Origin of the sequence: Lolliginicoccus lacisalsi, assembly GCF_014841105.1 — a bacterium.
In the GTDB taxonomy this organism is placed as follows: domain Bacteria; phylum Actinomycetota; class Actinomycetes; order Mycobacteriales; family Mycobacteriaceae; genus Lolliginicoccus; species Lolliginicoccus lacisalsi.
Genome location: NZ_JACYWE010000006.1, coordinates 95608 through 119538, shown reverse-complemented (window position 1 = coordinate 119538; position 23931 = coordinate 95608). Strand labels below are relative to the sequence as shown.

General features: G+C 64.5%; 23 protein-coding genes and 2 tRNA genes. 15 read left to right on the top strand and 10 right to left on the bottom strand.

The window, feature by feature from the left end:
• The first annotated feature begins 123 nt into the window (after positions 1-123).
• The 6 genes from sigM to HT102_RS11080 all read left to right on the top strand — a co-directional run bounded on the left by sigM (position 124) and on the right by HT102_RS11080 (position 5088).
• Entirely contained in the window at positions 124-693 is a 570-nt protein-coding gene (gene sigM / locus HT102_RS11105) for an RNA polymerase sigma factor SigM (protein ID WP_225443580.1), read from the top strand.
• Positions 694-745: 52 nt separating this feature from the next.
• Complete coding sequence (locus tag HT102_RS11100) at positions 746-1486, top strand: hypothetical protein (RefSeq protein ID WP_192039494.1); 741 nt, start codon at positions 746-748, stop codon at positions 1484-1486.
• Between the two features lie 167 nt (positions 1487-1653).
• On the top strand, positions 1654-2283 hold the full coding sequence (locus HT102_RS11095; RefSeq protein ID WP_192039493.1) for a TetR/AcrR family transcriptional regulator: 630 nt from the start codon (positions 1654-1656) through the stop codon (positions 2281-2283).
• A 123-nt stretch (positions 2284-2406) separates the two neighbouring features.
• Complete coding sequence (gene trxB, locus HT102_RS11090) at positions 2407-3399, top strand: thioredoxin-disulfide reductase (protein ID WP_192039492.1); 993 nt, start codon at positions 2407-2409, stop codon at positions 3397-3399.
• 18 nt (positions 3400-3417) lie between these two features.
• Complete coding sequence (trxA, locus tag HT102_RS11085; protein WP_192039491.1) at positions 3418-3738, top strand: thioredoxin; 321 nt, start codon at positions 3418-3420, stop codon at positions 3736-3738.
• A 180-nt stretch (positions 3739-3918) separates the two neighbouring features.
• Positions 3919-5088, top strand: coding sequence for an N-acetylmuramoyl-L-alanine amidase (locus tag HT102_RS11080; protein WP_192039490.1), 1170 nt, complete (start codon positions 3919-3921; stop codon positions 5086-5088).
• Between the two features lie 84 nt (positions 5089-5172).
• Here HT102_RS11080 and HT102_RS11075 read toward each other — a convergent pair whose 3' ends face one another.
• The 9 genes from HT102_RS11075 to rpmH all read right to left on the bottom strand — a co-directional run bounded on the left by HT102_RS11075 (position 5173) and on the right by rpmH (position 11436).
• Positions 5173-5868, bottom strand: coding sequence for a GNAT family N-acetyltransferase (locus HT102_RS11075; RefSeq protein WP_192039489.1), 696 nt, complete (start codon positions 5866-5868; stop codon positions 5173-5175).
• A 102-nt stretch (positions 5869-5970) separates the two neighbouring features.
• Entirely contained in the window at positions 5971-6984 is a 1014-nt protein-coding gene (locus HT102_RS11070) for a ParB/RepB/Spo0J family partition protein (protein ID WP_192039601.1), read from the bottom strand.
• A gap of 10 nt (positions 6985-6994) precedes the next feature.
• Positions 6995-7981, bottom strand: coding sequence for a ParA family protein (locus HT102_RS11065; RefSeq protein ID WP_192039488.1), 987 nt, complete (start codon positions 7979-7981; stop codon positions 6995-6997).
• 2 nt (positions 7982-7983) lie between these two features.
• Complete coding sequence (gene rsmG, locus HT102_RS11060; protein WP_192039600.1) at positions 7984-8667, bottom strand: 16S rRNA (guanine(527)-N(7))-methyltransferase RsmG; 684 nt, start codon at positions 8665-8667, stop codon at positions 7984-7986.
• Positions 8668-8936: 269 nt separating this feature from the next.
• Entirely contained in the window at positions 8937-9443 is a 507-nt protein-coding gene (locus tag HT102_RS11055) for a Jag family protein (RefSeq protein WP_333473395.1), read from the bottom strand.
• A gap of 50 nt (positions 9444-9493) precedes the next feature.
• Positions 9494-10582 carry a membrane protein insertase YidC gene (gene yidC, locus HT102_RS11050; protein ID WP_192039487.1) on the bottom strand — a complete coding sequence of 363 codons (1089 nt, stop codon included), beginning with the start codon at positions 10580-10582 and terminating at the stop codon, positions 9494-9496.
• A gap of 4 nt (positions 10583-10586) precedes the next feature.
• The gene (gene yidD, locus HT102_RS11045; RefSeq protein ID WP_192039486.1) at positions 10587-10904 is read right to left on the bottom strand and encodes a membrane protein insertion efficiency factor YidD; all 318 of its coding nucleotides are present in this window, start codon (positions 10902-10904) and stop codon (positions 10587-10589) included.
• The gene (gene rnpA / locus HT102_RS11040; RefSeq protein WP_192039485.1) at positions 10901-11263 is read right to left on the bottom strand and encodes a ribonuclease P protein component; all 363 of its coding nucleotides are present in this window, start codon (positions 11261-11263) and stop codon (positions 10901-10903) included. Before rnpA ends, yidD begins: the two co-directional genes overlap by 4 nt.
• Before the next feature lie 29 nt (positions 11264-11292).
• The gene (gene rpmH, locus HT102_RS11035; protein ID WP_149360249.1) at positions 11293-11436 is read right to left on the bottom strand and encodes a 50S ribosomal protein L34; all 144 of its coding nucleotides are present in this window, start codon (positions 11434-11436) and stop codon (positions 11293-11295) included.
• 559 nt (positions 11437-11995) lie between these two features.
• On the opposite strand from rpmH, the gene dnaA reads away from it, so the two are divergent.
• From dnaA to HT102_RS10990, 9 genes are all read left to right on the top strand, one after another.
• Positions 11996-13531, top strand: coding sequence for a chromosomal replication initiator protein DnaA (dnaA, locus tag HT102_RS11030; RefSeq protein WP_408611352.1), 1536 nt, complete (start codon positions 11996-11998; stop codon positions 13529-13531).
• Between the two features lie 507 nt (positions 13532-14038).
• On the top strand, positions 14039-15226 hold the full coding sequence (gene dnaN, locus HT102_RS11025; RefSeq protein WP_192039484.1) for a DNA polymerase III subunit beta: 1188 nt from the start codon (positions 14039-14041) through the stop codon (positions 15224-15226).
• Positions 15227-15231: 5 nt separating this feature from the next.
• On the top strand, positions 15232-16485 hold the full coding sequence (gene recF / locus HT102_RS11020; RefSeq protein WP_192039483.1) for a DNA replication/repair protein RecF: 1254 nt from the start codon (positions 15232-15234) through the stop codon (positions 16483-16485).
• Positions 16472-17017, top strand: coding sequence for a DciA family protein (locus HT102_RS11015; protein WP_192039482.1), 546 nt, complete (start codon positions 16472-16474; stop codon positions 17015-17017). Before recF ends, HT102_RS11015 begins: the two co-directional genes overlap by 14 nt.
• Positions 17018-17164: 147 nt before the next feature.
• Positions 17165-19204 (top strand): DNA topoisomerase (ATP-hydrolyzing) subunit B, encoded by a 2040-nt coding sequence (gene gyrB / locus HT102_RS11010; protein WP_192039481.1) that lies wholly within the window; start codon positions 17165-17167, stop codon positions 19202-19204.
• A gap of 122 nt (positions 19205-19326) precedes the next feature.
• Positions 19327-21828, top strand: coding sequence for a DNA gyrase subunit A (gene gyrA, locus HT102_RS11005; RefSeq protein WP_192039480.1), 2502 nt, complete (start codon positions 19327-19329; stop codon positions 21826-21828).
• A complete protein-coding gene (locus tag HT102_RS11000; RefSeq protein ID WP_333473394.1) occupies positions 21829-22332 on the top strand; it encodes a DUF3566 domain-containing protein in 504 nt (167 codons plus the stop codon).
• A gap of 76 nt (positions 22333-22408) precedes the next feature.
• Positions 22409-22482 (top strand) — tRNA-Ile (locus HT102_RS10995).
• A gap of 166 nt (positions 22483-22648) precedes the next feature.
• A tRNA-Ala gene (locus tag HT102_RS10990) sits at positions 22649-22721 on the top strand.
• Positions 22722-22827: 106 nt separating this feature from the next.
• On the opposite strand, the gene HT102_RS10985 is transcribed toward HT102_RS10990, so the two are convergent.
• The gene (locus tag HT102_RS10985) at positions 22828-23931 is read right to left on the bottom strand and encodes an ABC transporter permease (RefSeq protein ID WP_192039479.1); all 1104 of its coding nucleotides are present in this window, start codon (positions 23929-23931) and stop codon (positions 22828-22830) included.

Below are 23931 nucleotides of genomic sequence, written 5' to 3'. Positions count from 1 at the left end.
TCGGGCCCTTCCTCCGGGAGGGCCCGAGCGCGTTCCCGGGCCTGCCCTGCTCGACTCGTGCATGGCCCCGCTTCGCGATATCCTGGTGTGGTGCGACACACAAGGGGGGTCGCCACATCCGCGATGTCGGATAGGGAATTGATTGCCGCACACGTGTCGGGGGACACGCAGGCTTTCGCTGAACTTATCCATCGTCATCAGCGGTACTTGTGGCGAGTGGCAAAGAGAACCAGCTATTGCGACGAGGACGCGGCCGACGCGTTGCAGGAGGCCATGCTCTCGGCTTTCCGCATGGCCGAGGGGTACCGCGCCGACGCTGCCGTGCGCAGCTGGCTGCACCGCATCGTGGTCAATTCCTGCCTCGATCGGATGCGTCGGAACCGAGTACGTCCTGCGATCTCGCTGAACGCATCGATCGCGGAGCAGGTGGCATCGCTTGCCTGCCCGGATCCCGGTGATGACATCGCCGACGCGATCGACCGGGCGTTGATGCTGCTTCCGGCGGAGCAGCGCGCGGCGGTGGTCGCCGTGGACGTGGAGGGGTATCCGGTGGCCGAGGCCGCAGAGGTGCTCGGGGTCCCCGTGGGCACGGTGAAGAGCCGCTGCGCCCGTGGGAGGGTGAAGCTTGCGGAAATTCTTGCGGAGTTTCATCCGGGACGGAACCGATCGGCGTTCCCGCGCGTCATTACCTAGTGTGCTGAACAACAACCAGGCATGCCCAGCCTTGCCACCGGAAGGAGCCGCTGTGCCACCCCGGACACAACGGGAGCCAGCTCTTCCCGAGCCGCCCTATGACCGGCAGCTCCTCAGCGAGCTGCACGCGGGCACGTTGCCGGGCGCTACCGCGGCGCACATCCGGGACCGGCTGCACCTCGATTCCGCTGCCGGGGCTTTCCTCGGCGAGCTCGATGAAGTCCAGCGGAGGCTCGCCCGACTCTCGGCGGAGCACCCCGGGAACCAGGGGAGGGGCGACGACCTGCCCGTGCACCTGACCGAGCAGCTCGACGCGATGCTGGCCGGAGCAGCACGGGAGCGCGCTGAGGCAGCCTGGGATACCCGGCGCGCACGTCGCCGTGGTTCCCACCGCTATGTGGTCGCTGCGGTTGCTTGTGCCGCTGCGCTCGCGGGGCTGCTCGTTCTCTCGCCCCGGCTCGTGGATCTTGTTGGCGCTTCCAGCGACGCCTCGCTGCCGCCAGGCAGCGCCACGCAGCCCTGGGGGTTCGAGGCGGGACGGTCCGACGAGGGAGCCGGACCACTCGATCCGCAACGCCTGCAGGAGTGCCTGGATGCGGCGGGCATGCCCGGCGGGACCGAGATCATTGGTGTCGAGCCAATGCGCACCGAGGACCTGCCACGTGCCCGGTTCCGGGTGATCGTGGCCGCCCCCTCGGGCCCGGGCATGCTCGTCCTGACCATTGGCAATGGTTGCGGCCCCGGCGAGGCGGGCATCCTCGATAGGCGGGCGATCGGAGCACCAGGGGAGTAGCCGCGGGAAGCGGGACGCGAAATGTCCCCCGAACTGGGGGCACGCCTTCGGAACTTTCGGACTTGTCCGGTACTTTGTGAGGTGTGGCACAACACGCCGAGGAAAACGTTGGTCCAGTCCCGACGGAGCCGACCGCCGGTGGTCGCCGCCGGCGCGGACGCCCCGCAATGGTGACCAGCGAGCAGATCACCGCCGCCGCGCTGGAGCTAGGCGTTGCCACGATCACCATGACCTCCGTCGCCCAGCGCCTCGGTGTCAATCACGCCACCCTCTACCGATACGTCACCGGTCGCGACGATCTCGTCCGCAACGCCATCGACCGCGCCGTGATCCTGACAGAGTTCCCGCAGCCCAGAGATGACTGGCAATCCTTCCTCCGTGACACCGCGAATGCCTTGTTCGACATGTGCGACACCTACCCGGGCGTTGCCACCGAGCTCGCGGGCGGCACGTACTCGCCCATGATCCTGCAGCGCGGGGCCACCCTCATGGCCTGCCTCGCGAGGATGGACTTCGGCCCGACCGATGCCGTGCTCGCCCTCGATCTCGTGACAGGGCTGGTCATCGACCACTGCCGCCGCGCGGAGCAGATGGACGGCCGGGTGCCCTCGACCTCGATGCCGTCACGATCGGAGCTTGCGAGTTCCTGGCCGCGAGGGGAGCCGGAGAATACTGATTCCATGCAGGAAACGCTCGAGGCGGGGCAGCAGGCCATCGCGCAGGGTCCCCGCGACTGGTTCGATCGCAAGCTCAGGATCGCCCTCGCTGGCATTGCCGCCGAGCTAGCGCCCCATTGAAACGGCCAATGCTGCAGGTTGATGCCCTCATCCGGGAACAACCCCGATCAACCTTGTGTTGTCACACAGCAGAAGGGGTTCATCGTGGGCACGCCACGATGGACGCGATCAGGGAAGGCCCGAATGACTACAGCCGAAGCCAGCGCACAGACTACTGACAGCGACGTGCGGGACGTGATCATCGTCGGATCCGGACCAGCCGGATACACCGCTGCCGTCTACACCGCCCGGGCCCAGCTCGCGCCCCTGCAGTTCGAGGGCACCCAGTTCGGTGGCGCCCTGATGACCACCACCGAGGTCGAGAACTTCCCTGGGTTCCGCGACGGGATCATGGGACCCAGCCTGATGGACGAGATGCGTGAGCAGGCCAAGCGCTTTGGCACCGATATCCGCAGCGAGGACGTCTCGGAGATCGATCTCGACGGCGAGATCAAGACCGTCACCGCTGGGGGAGTGGAGTACAAGGCCCGCTCGATCATCCTCGCCATGGGGGCTGCTGCCCGCTATCTCGGCGTGCCCGGCGAGGAGCGGCTGCTCGGCCGAGGCGGCAGCTCCTGCGCGACATGCGACGGCTTCTTCTTCCGCGACCAGGACATCGCTGTCATCGGCGGAGGGGATTCCGCGATGGAGGAGGCCACCTTCCTCACGCGCTTCGCGCGGAGCGTGACCGTGGTGCACCGGCGCGAGGAATTCCGTGCCTCCCGGATCATGCTCGAGCGTGCCCGGGACAACGACAAGATCACCTTCGTCACCAATGCCCGCGTCGACGAGATGCTCGGGGACAAGAGCGTGAGCGGGCTGCGCCTGACGGATACCGTGACGGGCGAGCAGCGTGACCTGCCGGTCACCGGTGTCTTCGTCGCGATCGGGCATGATCCGCGCAGCGAGCTCGTGCGTGGGCAGGTCGCGCTCGACGACGCTGGCTATGTCTCCGTCTCGTACCCATCCACCGCGACCTCGGTCCCGGGCGTCTTCGCCGCCGGAGACCTCGTCGACCACACCTATCGGCAAGCGATCACCGCTGCGGGCACCGGATGCGCCGCTGCGATCGACGCCGAGCGCTGGCTTGCCGAGCATGCCCCATCCACCACTGCCTCCGCTGTCGCCGCCACGTAGGAACAGGAAAGGTCTTCCATGTCCACTATCACCGTCACTGACTCATCGTTCGCCGATGACGTCCTCAACAGCGACAAGCCTGTGCTCGTCGACTTCTGGGCAACCTGGTGCGGGCCCTGCCGAATGGTCGCGCCGGTCCTCGAAGAGATCTCCCGCGAGAAGGACGAGCAGCTCACGATCGCCAAGGTCGATATCGATGCGAACCAGGCCGTGGCACGCGACTTCCAGATCCTGTCGATTCCCACGATGATCCTGTTCAAGGATGGCAAGCCCGTCTCCACGATCGTGGGCGCGAAGTCAAAGGCCGCCCTGCTCAAGGAGATCGAAAACCACCTGTAGTTTCTCTGCCGGGAGCATTGACCAAGTAGGATGATTCGTGGGGGCGCTGCTGTGCCCCCACGAATCGCTGCTGACCGTGTGCTGGGTTGCCGCCGCGAGGACTCCCGTGCAATAGCCACTGGCCGTGGTGCCGGGCTTCGCGTCGCCGCCTAGCGCGCTCCCGAGAAAGAGGCCCGCGGTATGCACAATCTTCGGCTTGGAGATTCAGGTCCAGCTGTGGCCGAGGCTCGTTTGCGCCTGGTGAGCCTGGGCTTCCTGCACGATGATGGTGATCTGGAAGAGGCACGGTCGGTCTTCGATTCCGTACTCGATACCGCGGTCCGTGCGTTCCAGCAGCAACGCGGACTGCTTGTGGATGGGATCGTCGGCAAGGCGACCTCGCGAGCTCTCCAGGAGGCTGGCTACCGGCTCGGTGCGCGGATCCTCGCCTACCACGTCTCCGCTCCCCAGTTCGGCGATGACGTTGCCGCGCTTCAGACGCGCCTGCAGGATCTCGGCTTCTACACCGACATGATCGACGGCTACTTCGGACCAGGGACGCACAGCGCCCTGAGCTCCTACCAGCGGGAGTTCGGACTCGTTGTCGATGGCATCTGCGGGCCCGAGACGCTGCGCTCCCTCGAGATGCTCGGTGCTCGGGTTACGGGCGGCTCGCCGCACGCGATCCTCGCCGAGGAGGTCGTGCGGCAGTCGGGCCCGAAGCTGCGCAACAAGCGCATCATCATCGATCCAGGCCTCGGCGGCGAAACGACGGGCATCACAGTCGAGGGGCCCCGTGGCTCGCTGACGGAGGCGGAGATCCTCTGGGATCTCGCCAACCGGATCGAGGGCCGCATGGGCGCGACCGGCATGGAGACCTTCCTCAGCAGGCCGCGCGGCAAATGCCCGTCGGTGATGGACCGGGCGGAGATGGCGAACAGCTTGAACGCTGATCTGATCATCTCGCTGCAATGCGCCCACAGTGACTCCTCCACCGCAAAGGGCGTTGCCACGTTCCACTACGGGGTTCCCAATGGCTCGGAGTCAACGATCGGTGCGGTCCTGGCGGGCTTCCTGCAGCGCGAGATCGTGGCACGGACGGGGATGCTGGATTGCCGCTCGCACGGGCGGAGCTGGGACATCCTTCGCTTGACCCGCATGCCGGCCGTGCAGATCGATGTTGGCTATGTCACGAGCCCCGAGGATGTCGCGATGCTGGCCGATCCCCGGATGCGCGACGTCATCGCCGAGGCGGTGGTGGTCGCGGTCAAGCGGCTGTACCTGCTGGGCAAGGATGACCAACCGACAGGCACGTTTACTTTCGCCGAGCTTCTCGCGCACGAGCTCGCGGTGGAGGGCCGCAGCGAGTAGTCGTGGGCGGCTCCCGCTATGAATCGGGCGGGCTACTCCTGTTGCAGGGAGTAGCCCGCCCGATTCGTTCTCGGGCCCATCGGTCTAGGCGACGGGCGCAGGGGACGGAAACGTGATCGTCGAGGTCTCGATGAGCCGCATGAGGGCTGCCTCGACATCGGCCTTCCACCCCAGATCGCTGTCGAGCTCGTAGCGGAACCTGGGGTACTCCGGATGCGGAGCAACCTCGATGAAGCGTGACTCGCGCAGCAGCGAGGCAGGGATCATGCAGGTCGCGGGCAAGCAATCACCGGGCCGCTTGTGCACCTTGTGCTGCTCCTGCCAACTGATCGTTGCGGCGTGCTCGTGGCCGAATGCTTCGATGGCGCGCACGCCGCGGCGAACGAGCTCGCTGATCACCGCTTGCACCAGGGTCTCCTGATGGCCCTCGGTGAGCGCGAGCTCGCTGACATACAGCGTGGTGAGAAGCACTGCATCGGCGCTGACCGGCGATGTGGGGAACGAGGAGGCCCGTGGCACGCTGCTCGGGGGCGCGTAGAGCGCGCATCCCGCCACGTGCTCCTCCGATGAGCCGCCCGGGGCGGAGTAGAGCAGGAGTCCGCAGGAGCCCCAGCTCAGCGTGACGGAGGAGATCCATGCTTCCTTCTCGAACTCAGGATCACATTGGGCGTGCGCCGTCGTGGTTTCGCCTGGCTCCATCTCCCAGAACAAGCATCGGCGGGCATGATCGGGAAGATCAGCCAGGGATCCCAGGGTGAGGGGCTGGACCCGTGTCGTCACGTTGCTGGCCGTCCTCCGTGCCGGGACTTGCGCTGGATCGCAAGCGGTGATTGGGGAGTGCTTCCTCGTTCGTCTCGACCAGGATACCGGCTGGCCGCCTGCTCAGGATGGTGCCTGCATCAACCCGACGATGCGCTCGAGGTCCTCGACCGATCCGAACTCGACGACGAGCTTTCCTTTCCTCTTGCCGAGGCTGACCGTGACCTTGGTGTCGAAGTCATCGGAAAGCTTGTTGGCGAGGTCGGTGATCTGCGGTGGCGGGGGAGGGGTGGCGCGGCGGGCCTTGTTCTCCTGCGCGGCGGGCCCGGCCTGGTTGAGCATCGTCACGGCTTCCTCGGTTGCCCGCACCGACAGTCCTTCGGCCACGATGCGCGCCGCCAGTTGCTCCTGCGCTCCCGCGCCCACCGTCAGGGCGAGCAGTGCTCGTGCGTGCCCCGCGGAAAGCACGCCGGCTGCGACGCGCCGCTGGACGGCGATCGGAAGCTTGAGCAACCTGATCATGTTGGTCACCATCGGCCGCGATCGACCGATCCGTGCCGCTAGCTCGTCGTGGGTCACGCCGAACTCCTCGAGGAGCTGCTGGTATGCCGCCGCCTCCTCGAGCGGGTTGAGCTGCACGCGGTGGATGTTCTCGAGCAGCGCGTCGCGCAGCATCGCTTCATCAGCAGTCTGTCGCACGATCGCTGGGATGGCCTTCATGCCCAGGCCGAGCGCGGCACGCCACCGGCGCTCGCCCATGACGAGCTGGTACCGATCGTCGATCTCGCGCACGACGATCGGCTGCATCATGCCGAACTCTCGGATCGAGTGAACGAGCTCGTCCAGGGATTCATCATCGAATACCTGGCGTGGCTGCCGGGGATTCGCATCGATCGAGCTGGGATCGATCTCGCGGTACACCGCAGCGGCGTCATCCGTGGCCTGCCGTCGTGCAGCCTGCTCGACCGTCTCAGCCGCAGCCGGTGGCATGGTCCGTGTCGGCTCGTGCTCGACCGATGGATCGCGTCCGATCACGACGTCCGCAGCAGCCGATCCAAGCTGCGGAGCATTGGTCGGCCCGGTAGGAATGAGCGCCGCGAGCCCTCGCCCTAGTCCACCGCGCTTGTTCTGGTTCACCTGCGTTGCCCTATCCACGCGAACTCCTCACCGTATCCCGTACTCGGTTCGCGATCTCTCGCCCAGCATCAAGGTAGCTCATGGCACCGCGGGATCCAGCATCGTACTCAATGACACTCATTCCATAGCCGGGCGCCTCGGAGACCTTCACGCTACGCGGGATGACCGTTCGAAGAACTACCTCGCCGAAGTGCCCGCGAACCTCGTTGGCCACCTGCTCCGCGAGCTTGGTGCGTGCGTCGTACATCGTGAGCAGGATCGTGGAGATGCTCAGCCGCGGATTCAGGTGTGCTCGAACGAGCTCGATGTTGTTGAGCAGCTGGCCGACGCCTTCAAGCGCGTAGTACTCGCACTGGATGGGGATCAGCACCTCTGTCGCCGCCACCATAGCGTTGAGCGTAAGGAGTCCGAGCGACGGTGGGCAGTCGATGAAGATGTAGTCGAAGCCTCGCCGCTGGATCTGCGGAGAGGAGAGCACTTGCTTGAGCTTGTGCTCACGACCTTCGAGCATGACCAGCTCGATCTCGGCGCCCGCGAGGTCGATCGTCGCGGGAACGACATGCAGGTTCTCGCTCGCTGTTGCCCGCTGGATCGCCTCCGCCGGCTCGATGTCGCCGAGGATCAGTTCATAGCTCGAAGGGGTGCCCGATCCGTGTTCGGCGCCGAGGGCGGTGCTGGCGTTGCCCTGGGGGTCAAGGTCGATGACGAGCACATTCAAGCCATGGACCGCGAGGGCTACGGCGAGATTCACGGTCGTGGTCGTCTTGCCGACACCGCCCTTCTGGTTCGCGACGGTGAACACGCGGGGCTGAGGGGGTCGGGGGAGGGGATCGCCTGTGCGGTGATGAAAGCTCGTCGCGCGCTGAGCGGCGGCCGCGATGGGGGAGTCGGCGAGAATGCCCTCGATGAGTCCGTCCATCTCCGCGTCGGCAACTGACTTTGGCGTTGTCTCGCGTGAAGTTTCACGTGAAACACTGGTTCTCAGGTCGTCCGACATGATCAGTTCCTGTTCTGCTCGGTTCGACGCCGTTGTCGATTGGCCTTGCGGATGCGCACTACTGTCGTCGGAGTTTCCAGGATGTCGGAGCCGCACTGCTGGACCTCGCCATCGACGACTCCGAGCTTTTTGAATCCCTTTGCATCCCTTGCGATCTCATCATGGACACTAGCGCCCTTGATGGCAATGACCTCGCCGCCCGGGCGGACCAGCGGCAGGGACCATCGCAGTAGTTTCAGCAGGGGAGCCACCGCGCGCGAGGTAGCGACATCCGCCCCTCCGGCCTGCTTGAGCACGTTCGCGTCCTCCGCGCGGCCTCGCACGATCCGGATCGCGAGTCCTGATTCTTGCTGGCACTCCTCCATGAACTCGGTTCGTCTCAGCATCGGCTCGACAAGGGTGACCGACAGATCGGGGCGAGCGATCGCTAGCGGGATGCCCGGTAGTCCACCGCCACTGCCCACATCGACTACCGTCATGGAGTCATCGATCACGGATTCGATGGCCGCGCTATTGAGGATGTGTCGCTCCCAGAGCCGATCGACCTCGCGTGGTCCGACCACTCCACGCTCGACCCCGGCGGTCGCGAGGAAATCATGATACTGCTGAGCCAGGGGTTCCCTGACCGCAAATAGTGATTGAACAGCGTCGCGGAACTCATCCGGGACTTGTTTCACGTGAAACATCCACTTCTTCAGGGAGCTCGAACACAAGGCACCCAACGGCACTCGCACGGTGCGCTAGGACGCTCACTAGTATGACAAAAACGATCGCATGCCGGCCGACGACACCGCGAGGACCGACGCAACCGACCCAAAGTTCCGGGCCGAGGCCGGCAAGACGATGCACTAAACCCCGGTCGCTGTAACGTCATGTGACGAAATAGCGGCCGGGGTGTTCGTTCCACGCTCTCGCCGCAGCAGGAGCTCAACAGGGTCGGTTGCCAGGCAATGCCTCAGTCCGGGAGCACAACCACGTGACGGTCGGCGTCCTGGCCTTCGCTCTCGCTATGGACGCCCTCGATCGTAGCGACCGCATCATGCACGATCTTTCGCTCGAACGGGGTCATCGGCCTCAGCGACTCCGGCACGCCTGTGTTCTTGACGCGTTGCCCCACCTTGCTGCCAAGCGCCGAGAGCTCGCTGCGCCGTCCCGCGCGCCAGCCAGCGATATCCAGCATGAGCCGACTACGCGCTCCAGTGGACTGCTGGACCGCGAGCCGGGTGAGCTCCTGCAGCGCGTCCAGGACTTCACCATGCTTGCCCACGAGCTTGTTGAGGTCGTCGCCACCGTCAATGGCGACGATGGCACGATCGCCCTCTACATCGAGATCGATATCCCCGTCGTAGTCAAGGATGTCGAGCAACTGCTCCAGGTAGTCGCCAGCATGCTCGCCTTCTTCGACAAGGCGTTCTTCGAGATCGTCGGTCGACTGGTTTCCAGCCGGGTTTGCCACGGTCACGTCAATACTCTCCTAGCAATTGGACAGCGAGAAAGTCATCGGGGGAGCGGTCAGCGTCGCCGCTGCTTTCGCTTCTTCGCCTTGGAGTTGCGCGGACGGGCTGATCGCGCTGGTCGGGCTCCCGGCTGGGGCGAGGCAGGACGCGGGGGAGTGGGGGCGCCGCCAGCTTCCTCGCCGCTCTCTGGCTGCTCCGGATTTGCTCCGGAGCGCTTGTCCACAGCGGGCCGGGCACCCGGGCGCGGGGCGTAGCTGTCACGGCGCTCGATAGCCTCCAGCCGCTTCGCCTCTTCCTCCTTGTCGATCTGCGTGTAGACGAGCTTCTGCTGGAAGAGGGTCCAAGCGTTGTTGCTCACCCAGTACAGCAGCACCGCGACCGGGAGGAACGGACCACCAACCAGCACACCAAAGGGGAAGATGTAGAGGGCTAGGCGGTTCATCACCGCTGTCTGCGGCTGGTCCGCGATCTCCGCGGTCTGGCGCGAGATCGAATGACGCGCGTTCAGGTGGGTCGCGATCGAGGCGATGATCATCAGCGGAACCGAGATCAACGCGACAGCAGTCCGGCTAGGAATGCCGTTCTGGAGCTCAGGCACGTCGAAGGCGAGATACAGCTCCTCGGCGTGCGCGATCGCTGCGGAGAGAGGGGCACCAAAGAGCCGGGCGTCGAGGAAGGACTGGACGTCCTGGACGCTGAACACGTAGTTCGGCTCGTTGACGTTCTCCTCGGGAGTCATGCTGAGGCGTCCCGGGCCAATGCCACCGGTCCTGTTGAAGGACATCAGAACGTGGTAGAGACCAATGAACACGGGAACCTGCGCGAAGATCGGAAGGCATCCGAGCAAGGGGTTGAACCCGTGCTCGCGCTGCAGCTTCTGCATCTCGAGCGCCATGCGCTGCCGGTCCTTGGAGTACTTCTTGCGCAGCGCCTTGATCTGCGGCTGCAGCTCTTGCATCTTGCGCGTCGTGCGGACCTGCTTGACGAATGGCTTGTAGAGCAGCGCGCGAATGGTGAAGACGAGGAAGACCACTGACAGTGCCCAGGTCACGCCGTGATCTGGCCCGAGGAACGGCAGCAGCCCGAAGACCTTGTGCCAGAACCACAAGATTCCAGAGACCGGGTAGTAGATGAAGTTGAGCACAGCTCTAGGAACTCCTGTTCACATTGTCACTCGCCGTCGAGGCATTCTCGCACGCTTCGTCATGCCGATGCCGACGTTCCGGTACCGGATCCCAGCCCCCGGGGTGCCATGGCCCGCACTTGGCCAGCCTGATCAAGGCGAGAGCCACGCCCTTGGCCGCTCCGTGCTCCTGAACGGCCTCGGTCGCGTACTCGCTGCACGTGGGCATGAACCGGCAGGTCGGCAGCCGATAGGGCGAGATCCACGTGCGATAGAAGCGGACCAGCCCCAGCACCACCCGAGCCGGCATGGATCTGAGTGTTGCGACTGGTCCGCTGGTCATCGCAGGCTGCCTCGGTGGCTCACGATCGCGATCCCCCTGCGAATCTGCTCGGCTAGAGCGGCCGTGGTGGCTGAGCCCGCGCTGGGCAGAGCCCGGATAACGACGTCGGCATCAAGGTCAAGATTCGTGGTGTCAAAGAGAAAAGCGTGCCGCAACATGCGCGACACGCGATGCCTGCCCACAGCATTGCCCACGGACTTGCTAACGATCAAACCCACCCGAGGACCGTGGATCATGGTCGTCTCGCTGTCGCGGGGATGAGCGTAGAGAACGAGGTCACGCTGCTTGGTCTTGGTGCCGCGACGCACCACAACCGAGAAATCGTGGGAACTGCGAAGGCGATACCGCTGGGGCAGCACTCTTGATCAATCCGCCCGGCGCGTAGTTGCTAGGCGGAGAGCTCGCTGCGGCCCTTGCTACGGCGAGCGGAGATGATGCTCCGTCCGGCGCGGGTGCGCATACGGAGCCGGAAGCCGTGAACCCGCGCCCGGCGGCGATTGTTAGGCTGGAAAGTCCGCTTGCCCTTCGCCACGGTCAACACTCCTCAGATAATCGACGCACCCCTGCGTGGATGCGAATGCCGTGCATTCATTGGTGACTGCACGAGACTACTCAGGTTCGCGAGCGTGGTCAAACCAGGGCCCAGCCGCCAGTGATTGGCTCGCTCGCTGCGGCCCTCGACCGCGGCGGAGGGGGTGACTCAGGTCACTTGAGCTGGGACCTTTCCCAAAACGTTGCACGCCGCGCTGCTGGCTTGCTAGCGTCACTCAGCGCTTCTTCCGCGCCCACAAGTTGATCATGAGGCTCTGCTGCTGCTCGACAGCCAAGCTTGGCCGGCGAAACCTCCCCGACGGTGTACCGTCGTGGCTTCCACGCAGTTCTCCACACCTGTGGATAATTGTGTGGATAATTTGGTATCGCGTGCCAGCACCACTCTGATCAGCTATAACCCACGCTCCGATCATTCAACGTGCTCCGCGGTACCACAGGTCTGCATGCCCCATGCGCATCACCTGAGGACCATCGTGCAGGACGAGCAGCGGAAGGACTTGAGCGTGGTGGATGATCCACGAAACCTCACCGAGATCTGGATGAGCGTGGTCGAGGAACTCATCGAGGGCAGTGGCCCCGGATCGCGGCACATGATGCTCGGCCGAAAGGATCGCGCGCTGCTTCCCCTGGTGAAGCCGCTGGACATCTCCAATGGTTTCGCGCTGCTCGCCGCGCCGACCGCGTTCGCCAAGAAGGCGATCGAGAGCAACCTGCGGCACATCATCACCGAGACCCTGAGCCGGCATCTCGGGGGGCCCATAGAGCTCGCCGTCCGCATCGATGCGACCAGCGTCGACCCGGCGGCGATGCCCGAGCCAATCGACGAGGGCGGTGGCGACGAGGAGCCCGCGGCCCCGCCAGCACCGGACTCGGAGTACGCGCTCGGGGATATCGACGACGAGCCCCCGATGTCCGGGGAGACCTTCTTGCAGAGGGAGGACACCTCGCTGCGCGAGGAGCCGGGTGGATTCAGCAACGGGTCCGGGGAGTGGCCTGCCTCCTACGCGACCGGTGGCCCGAAACCACCCCGCCCCGTTTCGCCACGCTCGAGCCTGAACCCGAAATACACGTTCGATACCTTTGTCATCGGCGCATCGAACCGGTTCGCGCACGCCGCGGCCGTCGCGATCGCCGAGGCACCGGCACGCGCCTACAACCCCTTGTTCGTCTGGGGGGAGTCCGGCCTCGGCAAGACCCACCTGCTGCACGCGACCGGGCACTACGCGCAGAAGCTGTTCCCGGGCATGCGCGTCAAGTACGTATCCACGGAAGAGTTCACCAACGATTTCATCAATAGCTTGAGAGATGATCGCCGGGTGGCGTTCAAGCGGCGCTACCGGGATGTGGATCTGCTCCTCATCGATGACATCCAGTTCATCGAGAACAAGGAGGGAATCCAGGAGGAGTTCTTCCATACGTTCAATACGCTGCACAACGCGAACAAACAGATCCTCATCTCCTCCGATCGTCCGCCCAAGCAGCTGGCGACGCTTGAGGAGCGGCTCCGGACACGATTCGAATGGGGCCTGATCACCGACGTTCAGCCGCCCGAGCTCGAGACCCGTATCGCCATTCTCAGCAAGAAGGCGCAGATGGACCGCCTGCGGGTCCCGGACGATGTGCTCGCGTTCATCGCTAGCCGCGTCGAGCGCAACATCCGCGAGCTCGAGGGCGCCCTGATCCGGGTCACTGCCTATGCCTCGCTCAACCAGCAATTGATCGACCTGCGCCTCGCCGAGATCGTCCTGCGCGACCTCGCGCCGGATTCCCGCAGCCTGGAGATCACCGCGGCCACGATCATGACCACGGTCGCGGAGTACTTCGGCATCACGATGGACGAGCTGTGTGGCCCTGGACGCACACGGGCGGTCGCGCAGGCCCGCCAGATCGCGATGTACTTGTGCCGGGAGATGACGGACCTCTCGCTGCCCAAGATCGGCCAGGCGTTCGGCCGCGACCATACGACGGTGATGCACGCGGACAGGAAGGTCCGCTCGGGCATGAACAGCAACCGCAGCGTCTACGAGCAGGTGCAGGAGCTCACGGCTCGGATCCGGCAGCGCTCGAAGATCTAGGGACGGGGGCCTCGTGCCCGGCAGTCTGGTTCCGGGGTTGTGCACAGGGAACCGAAACCTGGGGATAACCTGTGGACTACACCGCCTCAGCCTTGTGCACAACTTGGGGATAAGCTGTGGACAACCTGTGTACAACTGGGCTGGTTACCCACAAGCCACCAAGTTGTACACATCTGTCCACACCAGCACCCCCGTCTATTAACACCCTTGTCCCCATCCCGAAACGAACGCTGACCAGGGCAGCCGGCACCTTATCCACACAATCCACAGGACCTATTACTACTACTAGTTCTTTACTAGAAGAAAAAGATAAAAGTAGGTGCTGTGCAAAACCCCGGCGCCCGAGGTGCTCGAGAGGCTCGTGGCACGCCCCCGACCACGGTGCCGCGGCGCGCGCAGCCACTCCGTCACGCACCGTCGTCGCGATGGACTAGTGTGGTGGAGCACAGCCGAGACCACCCCCACACCCGAGCACCAGCCGGGGCGTCGAGAGGACACGTCCGCACCATGGAACCTGGCAACCTCACCTTCCGCGTCCTGCGCGACGATTTCGCCGATGGGGTCACCTGGGTAGCACGCAACCTGCCTGGTCGTCCCGCGGTTCCTGTCCTGGGTGGAGTTCTTCTCGAGGCTTCCGAGACAGGGCTCGTGATCTCTGGCTTCGACTACGAGACGTCCGCCCAGATCACGATCTCCGCGGAAGTCGGAAATCCAGGTCGTGTGCTTGTATCCGGACGACTCCTCGCGGATATCACCAAAGCGCTCCCAGCGCGCCCCGTCGACGTCGCAGTGGATGGCACCAAGATGCGCATCGTCTGTGGCAACGCCCGGTTTAGCCTCCCCACTATGCCGGTCGAGGATTACCCGCAGTTGCCGGCAATTCCCGAGATCACGGGTTCCGTTGGTGGCGATGTATTCACCGAGGCCATTTCCCAGGTCGCCGTCGCTGCCGGCAAAGACGACACTCTGCCCATGCTGACCGGAATTCGCATGGAGATCGACGAGCAAGTTGTCGTTCTCGCGGCAACCGATCGTTTTCGTCTCGCGGTCCGGAGAATCGACTGGTCCCCCGAAGCCCCGGAGCCCCATGCGGCAGTTCTTGTGCCGGCCAAGACATTGTCCGAGGCCGGCAAGACAATTGGCGGGGCCCACAATTCCGTAGTCAAGATTGCGCTAGGAGCCGGCACCTCCCTGGGCAACGAAGGAATTCTCGGCGTCACCAGCTCGAGCCGGCGCACGACTTCTCGCCTTCTCGACGCCGAGTTCCCCAAGTTCCGCCAGCTGCTGCCCAAGAGTCACACCGCGGTAGCCGCTCTCGAGGTCGCTCCGCTGATCGAGGCCATCAAGCGCGTCGCTCTCCTCGCGGAGCGGGGTGCTCAGGTGCGAATGGAATTCTCCGAGGATGGCCTCCAGATCTCAGCCGGCGGGGATGATGCCGGCCAGGCCGACGAATCCTTGTCCGCGGATTTCAGCGGGGAACCACTAGTTATTGCGTTCAATCCCGGATACCTGATCGACGGCCTGAACGCTCTTCACACCGACAAGGTCATATTCGGCTTCACCCTGCCGAGCCGGCCGGCGGTTCTGCAACCCGCGCCGGCTGATGTTGTTCTTCCGGAACCAGATGGCAGCGCTTTTCCTGCCATTGATAGCGAATATACCTATCTGCTGATGCCCGTCCGGCTGCCTGGCTAGATATCGTGTTCCTGCGTCGGCTCGCCCTGCGGGACTTCAGGTCCTGGCGAGAGCTTGATATCGCTCTCGAGCCAGGATGCACGGTTTTTGTAGGACGGAATGGGCAAGGCAAGACCAACATCCTGGAAGCGGTGCGTTACCTGTCAATTCTGGGATCGCATCGTGCACCGACCGACCAAGCGCTGATCCGGCAAGGCACTAGCGAGGCGCACATATCCGGGATCGCAGTGAATGTCGGCCGGGAACTGGCGATCGATCTGGGATTGCGGCCAGGAAAGACAAACAAGGCCTGGATCAACCGTTCGCCGGCGCGCCGGCCCGCGGAAACACTGGGAATTGTGCACACCGTGATGTTCGCGCCCGAGGATTTATCGATCGTCAAGGGTGATCCCGCGGAGCGCCGGCGCTACATCGATGAACTCATGGTGTCCTTGCGCCCGAGATACGCGGCAGTGCGGTCGGAATACGAGAAGATCGTTCGGCAACGTTCAGCGCTTCTGAAGTCAATCAGCCATGGTGCGCGCTCGCGCAGGATTGATGAGAATGCCGCATTGACATTGGAGACCTGGGACAAGCATCTTGCTCGGGCCGGCGCGGAGTATCTCCAGGAGCGTTTTAGCATGGCCCGGCGGCTCGATCCCTTGTTCATGCGCGCCTATGCCGGCCTCGCGCCGGAATCCAGGCCGGCGCGAATGCGCTACCGTTGTTCGCTCACTGATATGCCCGAGGATGCTTGCTCGCTTTCCGCGGAGTCGATCGAGAATCTGTTCCTTGCGCAATTGCCGGCCATGCGTGACAAAGAGATCGAGCGGGGGGTCTGTCTTGTCGGCCCGCACCGCGACGATCTCGAACTGATGCTGGGCGATCAACCCGTGAAGGGATACGCGAGCCATGGCGAGAGCTGGTCCACAGCGCTCGCCCTGCGACTGGCCTCCCTCGCGATGCTGCGTGACGAGGGGTCGGAGCCGATCCTCTTGCTTGATGACGTGTTCGCCGAGCTCGACCGGAGGCGTCGCGAAGCGCTCGTGGCGATCGCGCTCGAGAGCGAGCAGGTGCTCGTCACCGCTGCGGTGCGCGAGGACGTCCCAGACTCCCTCAGGGGGCGGATGGTCGGCGTGCGGGCGATCCTGTCGGACCAGCCCGATAGCCTGGGCCAGCGAGTATCCGAGATCCAGCGATCACCGGTACTGGAGGATCAGGGCCATGAAGAAGCGATCGGCGAGCAACAGGGCGAAGGGGCAAGGGATGGCATCGGATAGCACCGGTAGCGATCACGAGGGCCCGTCGCGGGGCATGGACATGGTGGGCAAGGCGCTGGCCCGGGTCCGCGCGCGCTCCGCCCAGGGCGGGGGAGCGCCTGTTCCGGTGCGGTCGACGCGGTCCCGGTCCGCGCGGCCGATGAGAAGGGGCGGGTGGTCCTCGCCGCGGCCCGACTCCCGGGATCCCCAGGCGCTCGGCTCCCTGGCCAACCAGATCGCGAAGCAGCGTGGATGGTCGGGACCGATCTCCGGTGGTTCGGTGATCGGCCACTGGGCGCGAATCGTCGGCCCCGATATCGCCGAGCATGCGACTCCCGTGCGGCTCGAGAACGGTGTGCTCAGCATCGAGGCTGTATCGACCGCCTGGGCAACGCAATTGCGATACATGCAGTCGCAGGTGCTGGCCCGGATCGCGGCGTCCGTGGGGCATGGTGTGGTAACGACCTTGCGGATCCATGGGCCTGCGGTCGCGGACTGGCGCAAGGGCAAGCGGCATGTCCAGGGCCGTGGCCCACGGGACACGTTTGGCTAGACAACTTTGCAGGTCGCGCACCGCGCCGAGCCACGATGCAGCGGCAACGTGCTGGCGACGACTAAGATGAAGGACTGATCACCCGCTATTCCCGACCGGCCCGCTCGCGGGACGGTGCTGACTCTGTAGAAGGAGAGCTACCTGACCGTGGCTGCTCAAAAATCAGGAAAGACACGCGGCACAGAGGGAAACTACGACGCTTCCTCGATCACGGTGCTCGAGGGCCTCGAGGCCGTTCGAAAGCGCCCAGGCATGTACATCGGCTCGACCGGTGAGCGCGGCCTGCACCATTTGATCTGGGAGGTGGTGGATAACTCCGTCGATGAAGCGATGGCAGGCTACGCCAGCGAGGTGAGCGTGCGCCTGCTCGCGGACGGTGGCGTCGAGGTTCGCGACGATGGCCGCGGCATTCCTGTGCAGATGCATGCGATGGGGCGCCCCACCGTCGAGGTCGTCATGACGCAGCTCCACGCCGGTGGCAAGTTCGATTCCGATTCCTACGCGGTCTCCAGTGGACTCCACGGCGTGGGCATCTCCGTGGTCAACGCTCTCTCGACGCGGGTCGAGGTCGAGATCGACCGGGACGGGCACCATTGGACGCAGCAGTACAACTATTCAGTGCCCGGCGAGCTGGTGAAGGGGGAGCCTCCCGATCGCCGGGGCACCGTCGTGACCTTCTGGGCCGATCCGGGGATCTTCGAGACCACCGAGTACAACTTCGAGACGGTCTCCCGCCGGCTGCAGGAGATGGCCTTCCTCAACAAGGGCCTGACTATCAGCCTGGCTGACGAGCGGGTCTCCGATGCCGAGGTAGTCGACGAGGTCGTTAGCGATACCGCCGAGCCGGTCCGCCACCACGAGGACGAGGCTGGCAAGCCCGCCGTCGAGCACAAGGTCAAGAAGCGTGTCTACCACTATCCCGGTGGCCTCGAGGACTTCGTCAAGCACCTCAACCGCACGAAGCAGCCGATCCACAGCAGCGTTGTCGGATTCAGCGCGCAGGGCTCGGGCCATGAGCTCGAGATCGCGATGCAATGGAACAACGGGTACTCCGAATACGTCCATACCTTCGCCAACACGATCAACACCCACGAGGGCGGCACGCACGAGGAAGGCTTCCGCGCGGCGCTGACCGGCGTTGTCAACAAGTACGCGCGCGACAAGAAGCTCCTCAAGGAGAAGGAAGGCAACCTCACCGGCGACGACATCCGCGAGGGCCTGGCCGCCATCGTCAGCGTCAAGGTGGGGGAGCCACAGTTCGAGGGCCAGACCAAGACGAAGCTGGGCAATACCGAGGTCCGGTCGTTCGTCCAGAAGACCTGCAACGAGCACCTGGCGCACTGGTTCGAGTCGAACCCCGCGGAATCCAAGATCATTGTCACCAAGGCGGTTTCCTCCGCCCAAGCGCGCATGGCTGCGCGCAAGGCGCGCGAGCTCGTCCGGCGCAAGAGCGCCACCGATCTTGGTGGATTGCCGGGCAAGCTCGCCGACTGCCGGTCCAAGGAACCCGCGAAGTCCGAGATCTACATCGTGGAGGGCGACTCGGCCGGCGGCTCGGCGAAGTCCGGCCGCGATTCCATGTACCAGGCGATCCTGCCTATCCGCGGCAAGATCATCAATGTCGAGAAAGCCCGCATCGACAAGGTCCTCAAGAACAACGAGGTCCAGTCGATCATCACGGCGTTCGGTACCGGCATCCACGATGAGTTCGACCTGGCCAAGCTGCGCTACCACAAGATCGTCCTGATGGCCGATGCCGATGTGGATGGCCAGCACATCGCCACGTTGCTGCTCACGTTGCTCTTCCGCTTCATGCGGCCACTCGTCGAGCACGGTCACGTGTATCTCGCGCAGCCACCGCTGTACAAGCTGAAGTGGCAGCGCGCTGAGCCTGATTTCGCGTACTCCGACCGGGAGCGCGACGGCCTGCTCGAGGCCGGGCTCGCGTCCGGCAAGAAGATCAACAAGGATGACGGCATCCAGCGCTACAAGGGCCTCGGCGAGATGAACCCGAAGGAGCTCTGGGAAACCACGATGGATCCGTCCGTCCGGGTCCTGCGCCAGGTCACCCTCGACGACGCGGCGGCCGCGGACGAGCTGTTCTCGATCCTCATGGGCGAGGATGTCGCGGCCCGGCGCAGCTTCATCACCCGCAACGCAAAGGATGTCCGGTTCCTCGACGTATAGCGCGATGAGGCCGCAGCGCCTCCCGTCCGCGCGCGGAACGCATCGATAGGGTAGACACCATAGGCCGGGTGCCAGGCTGAACGCAGGCTGCCACCTTGTGCACGGAGACAAAGAAGGATCTGATGACGGACACCACGTTGCCGCCCGAGGGCGGCGCCGGCGATCGCATCGAGCCTGTTGATATTCAGCAGGAAATGCAGCGCAGCTACATCGACTACGCGATGAGCGTGATCGTGGGGCGCGCGCTACCCGAGGTCCGGGACGGGCTCAAGCCCGTGCATCGCCGCATCCTGTACGCCATGCACGACAACGGGTATCGCCCCGAGCGAAGCTACGTCAAGTCCGCCCGGCCGGTGTCGGACACGATGGGCAACTTCCACCCCCACGGCGACTCGGCGATCTACGACACGCTGGTGCGCATGGCGCAGCCCTGGTCGATGCGCTACCCCCTCGTCGACGGACAGGGCAACTTCGGCAGCCGCGGCAACGATGGCGCCGCCGCGATGCGCTACACCGAGTGCAAGCTCACGCCGCTCGCGATGGAGATGCTCCGGGACATCGAGAAGAACACCGTCGATTTCATCCCGAACTATGACGGCAAGTCGCAGGAGCCCGTAGTCCTGCCCGCCCGGGTGCCCAACCTGCTGATGAACGGCTCGGGCGGCATCGCGGTCGGCATGGCCACCAACATCCCGCCGCATAACCTCCGCGAGGTCGCGGAAGCCATCGTCTGGTGCCTCGACAACCACGAGGCCGACGAGGAAGCCACCCTCGAAGCGGTCATGGAACGCATCAAGGGCCCGGATTTCCCCACGTCGGGCTTGATCGTTGGCACCCAGGGAATCCAGGATGCCTACACCACCGGCCGTGGCTCGATCAAGATGCGTGGCGTTACCGAGATCGAGGAGGACAGCCGCGGCCGCACCACCATCGTCATCACCGAGCTGCCCTACCAGGTCAATACGGATAACTTCATCAACGGGATCGCCGACCAGGTCAAGGACGGCAGGATCGGTGGAGTAGCGGACATCCACGATGAATCGTCCGACCGTGTCGGGCTGCGCATCGTTGTCACCGTCAAGCGCGACGCGGTGGCCAAGGTAGTCCTGAACAACCTCTACAAGCACACGCAGCTGCAGACGAGCTTCGGCGCGAACATGCTCTCCATCGTTGATGGCGTGCCCCGCACCCTCCGCCTCGACCAGATGGTGCGCTTCTACGTCGATCACCAGATCATCGTCATCCGGCGCAGGACCGAGTACCTGCTCAAGAAGGCCGAGGAGCGCGCGCACATCCTGCGCGGACTGGTCAAGGCTCTTGATGCGCTCGATGAGGTGATCGCGCTCATCCGTCGCTCACCGACGGTGGATATCGCTCGCGAGGGGCTCATGGACCTCCTCGACGTCGACGAGATCCAGGCCGATGCGATCCTCGCGATGCAGCTCCGGCGGCTCGCGGCGCTCGAGCGCCAGAAGATCGTCGATGAGCTCGCCGAGATCGAGATCGAGATCGCGGACCTCAAGGACATCCTCGCGCGGCCCGAGCGGCAGAGGCAGATCGTCAAGGATGAGCTCGCTGAGGTCGTGGAGAAGTTCGGCGACGAGCGACGCACCAAGATCATCGCGGGTAGCGGCGAGGTGTCCGACGAGGACCTGATCGCTCGCGAGTTCGTGGTGGTCACCATCACCGAGACCGGCTACGCCAAGCGCACCAAGACCGATCTCTACCGGAGCCAGCGGCGTGGTGGCAAGGGCGTCAAGGGCGCGGACCTGAAGCAGGACGACATGGTCCGCCACTTCTTCGTCACCTCCACCCATGACTGGATCCTGTTCTTCACCAACCTTGGACGCGTGTACCGGGTCAAGGCCTACGAGCTTCCCGAGATGAGCAGGACCGCCCGGGGGCAGCACGTCGCCAACCTCCTCGCGTTCCAGCCGGGCGAGAAGATCGCCCAGGTCATCGCGATCAAGAGCTACCAGGATGCTCCGTACCTCGTGCTCGCCACGAAGAACGGCCTGGTCAAGAAGTCCCGCCTCGAGGATTTTGACTCCAACCGCAGTGGCGGCATCGTCGCGGTCAACCTCCGCGAGAGCGACGAGCTCGTCGGAGCGGTGCTGTGCTCCGCCGAAGAAGACCTCATCCTCGTGTCCAAGCTCGGCCAGGCGATCAGGTTCTCCGCCACCAATGACGCCTTGCGTCCCATGGGCCGGGCCACCTCGGGCGTGCAAGGCATGCGGTTCAATGCCGAGGATGAGCTGCTTTCGCTCAATGTCGTGCAGGACAACATGTTCCTGCTCGTGGGAACTTCCGGTGGATACGCGAAGCGGACCCCGCTCGACGAGTACCCCGTGCAGAACCGTGGCGGCAAGGGCGTGCTGACCCTTATGTACGATCCGCGCCGCGGCAATCTGGTCGGCGCGGAGATCGTGGACATGAAGGACGAGCTGTATGCGATAACCTCCGGGGGAGGAGTGATTCGTACCGCAGCGAGCCAGGTGCGCAAGGCAGGTCGCCAGACCAAGGGCGTGCGCCTGATGAACCTCGGGGAAGGCGACAGCCTCCTCGCCATCGCCCGGTACGCGGACGAGCCAGAAGAGATCGAGACCAAGACAGAGGAGTCCTAGGTGGCAGCCTCCAGCAAGAGCCCTGAAACCGGCAGCGCCGGGACGGGGCAATCAACGGCGAGCCCCGAGCCGGCCAAGAAGGCGGGGCCTGCCCCAGCACCCCCGACGCGCCGGTCGCCGGTCACGATGACGGCGAAGCAGGCGCAAGCGGGACTGCGGGCCAGCGTGCAGATCCGCGAGATCGACCCATGGTCCACCCTGAAGCTCTCGTCGATCATCTCGCTCGTGCTATTCCTCGTCTGGATGATCGCGGTGGGGATGCTCTACCTCGTCCTGGACTTCATGAATGTGTGGGAACGGCTGAACAGCGCGTTCACCGACATGCTGAACGAGGGCGCGACCGGGGAGATCATCAGCGCGAGCCAGATCTTTGGCTGGGCCGCAGCGATCGGGTTCATCAATATGATCTTGCTCACCGCATTGCTCACGCTGGCGTCGTTCATCTACAACCTCACCGCGGACCTCGTGGGCGGAGTGGAAGTGACGCTGGCTGATCGCGACTAGTAGACAACCGAGAACGCCACTACCTGCTGTTTTGCATCATCTCTCCTCGGTAGGGTAATGTCGCTTCTCGGTTCACGGGCCTATAGCTCAGGCGGTTAGAGCGCTTCCCTGATAAGGAAGAGGTCGGAGGTTCAAGTCCTCCTAGGCCCACTCCGGTAAGGTCATGCAGCATGAAGTTGCTCAGGATCCTTGCCACAGCCGGATTGGGAATCGCTCTTGGCGTTGCAGCCATGCGATACCTCGAGTCCCGTGACGCCGGCTATCCAGCCGAGGTGTGGCACAATCTGAAGTAGTGCCACCCAGAGGCATGATCTCCGGGGCCATAGCTCAATTGGTAGAGCACCGCCTTTGCAAGGCGGGGGTTAGGGGTTCGATTCCCCTTGGCTCCACCCACAGAACAAGGCTCGAACCTTTCGCCAAAGGTTCGAGCCTTGTTCTGTTGCTTACGCACCGATCAGTAGATCGATCGACCCGGGGCGCATGCCTGGTGGCTTCTCACTGACCATGCGCGACATTGCGCCGACTGGCTTGCTGCGCGGCGGCGGCCGCGAGCCCTATTCCGAGGACTGCCGCGAGCGACACCGACGCCACCGCGACGAGGGTGGGCCCGCTCTCGAAGCCATGCAGCAGCGGATTCGACCATTCGAACACATACGACGGTGGCCACCAGGTGTTGAGCGCGCGGGCGAGCGGCGGCAGGGCCGATACCGAGATGAATCCACCACTGGCGAAGTAGCTGCCGAGCGCCAGCAGGATCAGCACCGGCTGGATGACGCGGTGGGTTCGCAGGCGCACCGCGATCAGCACGCCCACCCCGGCCGCTGCTGCGATGGCAGGCAGGACGATGACGGCGGTCTGCACTATTTCCCCAGGTCCTGCTCGTGTCCCGAAGGCCAGCGCCACGAGCACGGTGGGGACCGCAGCCACGAAGGCCAGGATCCACCCCGCTGCTGCCGCGCCCAGTCCCGCGATGTAGCTCCCCAGGGGAGTGAGGGCGATCTCCTTCTCCGTGCGATGCTCGCTGTCGATGGCGTAGAGGTTCGCCGAGATCAACGCGGCGCCCAGGAGCAGGGCGAGGATGATCGCTGATCCACCCATGAACGCCGTGCGTGGCACGTCCTCCGCTCTCTCCTTGTCGATGAGCGCCACGATCTGGTCCGCGCTGGTGGCGCTGTCGTACAGGTTCGCGGCCGTGGTCACGCGCAGCCGGACGTTCTTCATGGCGTCGGTGTTGATGTTGTAGGTCGCTATCTCGACGATCCCGGTGTCCTCGAACCCGGGTGGGATCGTGATCACCAGGTGCAGCCTGCCGTCCTCGAGCAGTTCGGCCGCGTCGGTCCCATCGGTCTCGATGATGTCGAAGTAGGGGCCGGTCGGGCCCTGGGTAGCGTTGATGGCCTGGGCGAACTGGCGTGACTCGGTGCTGCTGGCCTGATCGACGACAGCGATCGGCCAGGCGTTGCTCGCCCCGAAGATAACCGAGGCCAGGGCGACGACAACGACAGGAACGGCCATCGTCTGCACGAGCAGCTCGGGGCGGCGCAGGGCGATGCGCAGGTTGCGGGTGATCATGGCGGCGAGCGCGCGTAGGGCAGTCAT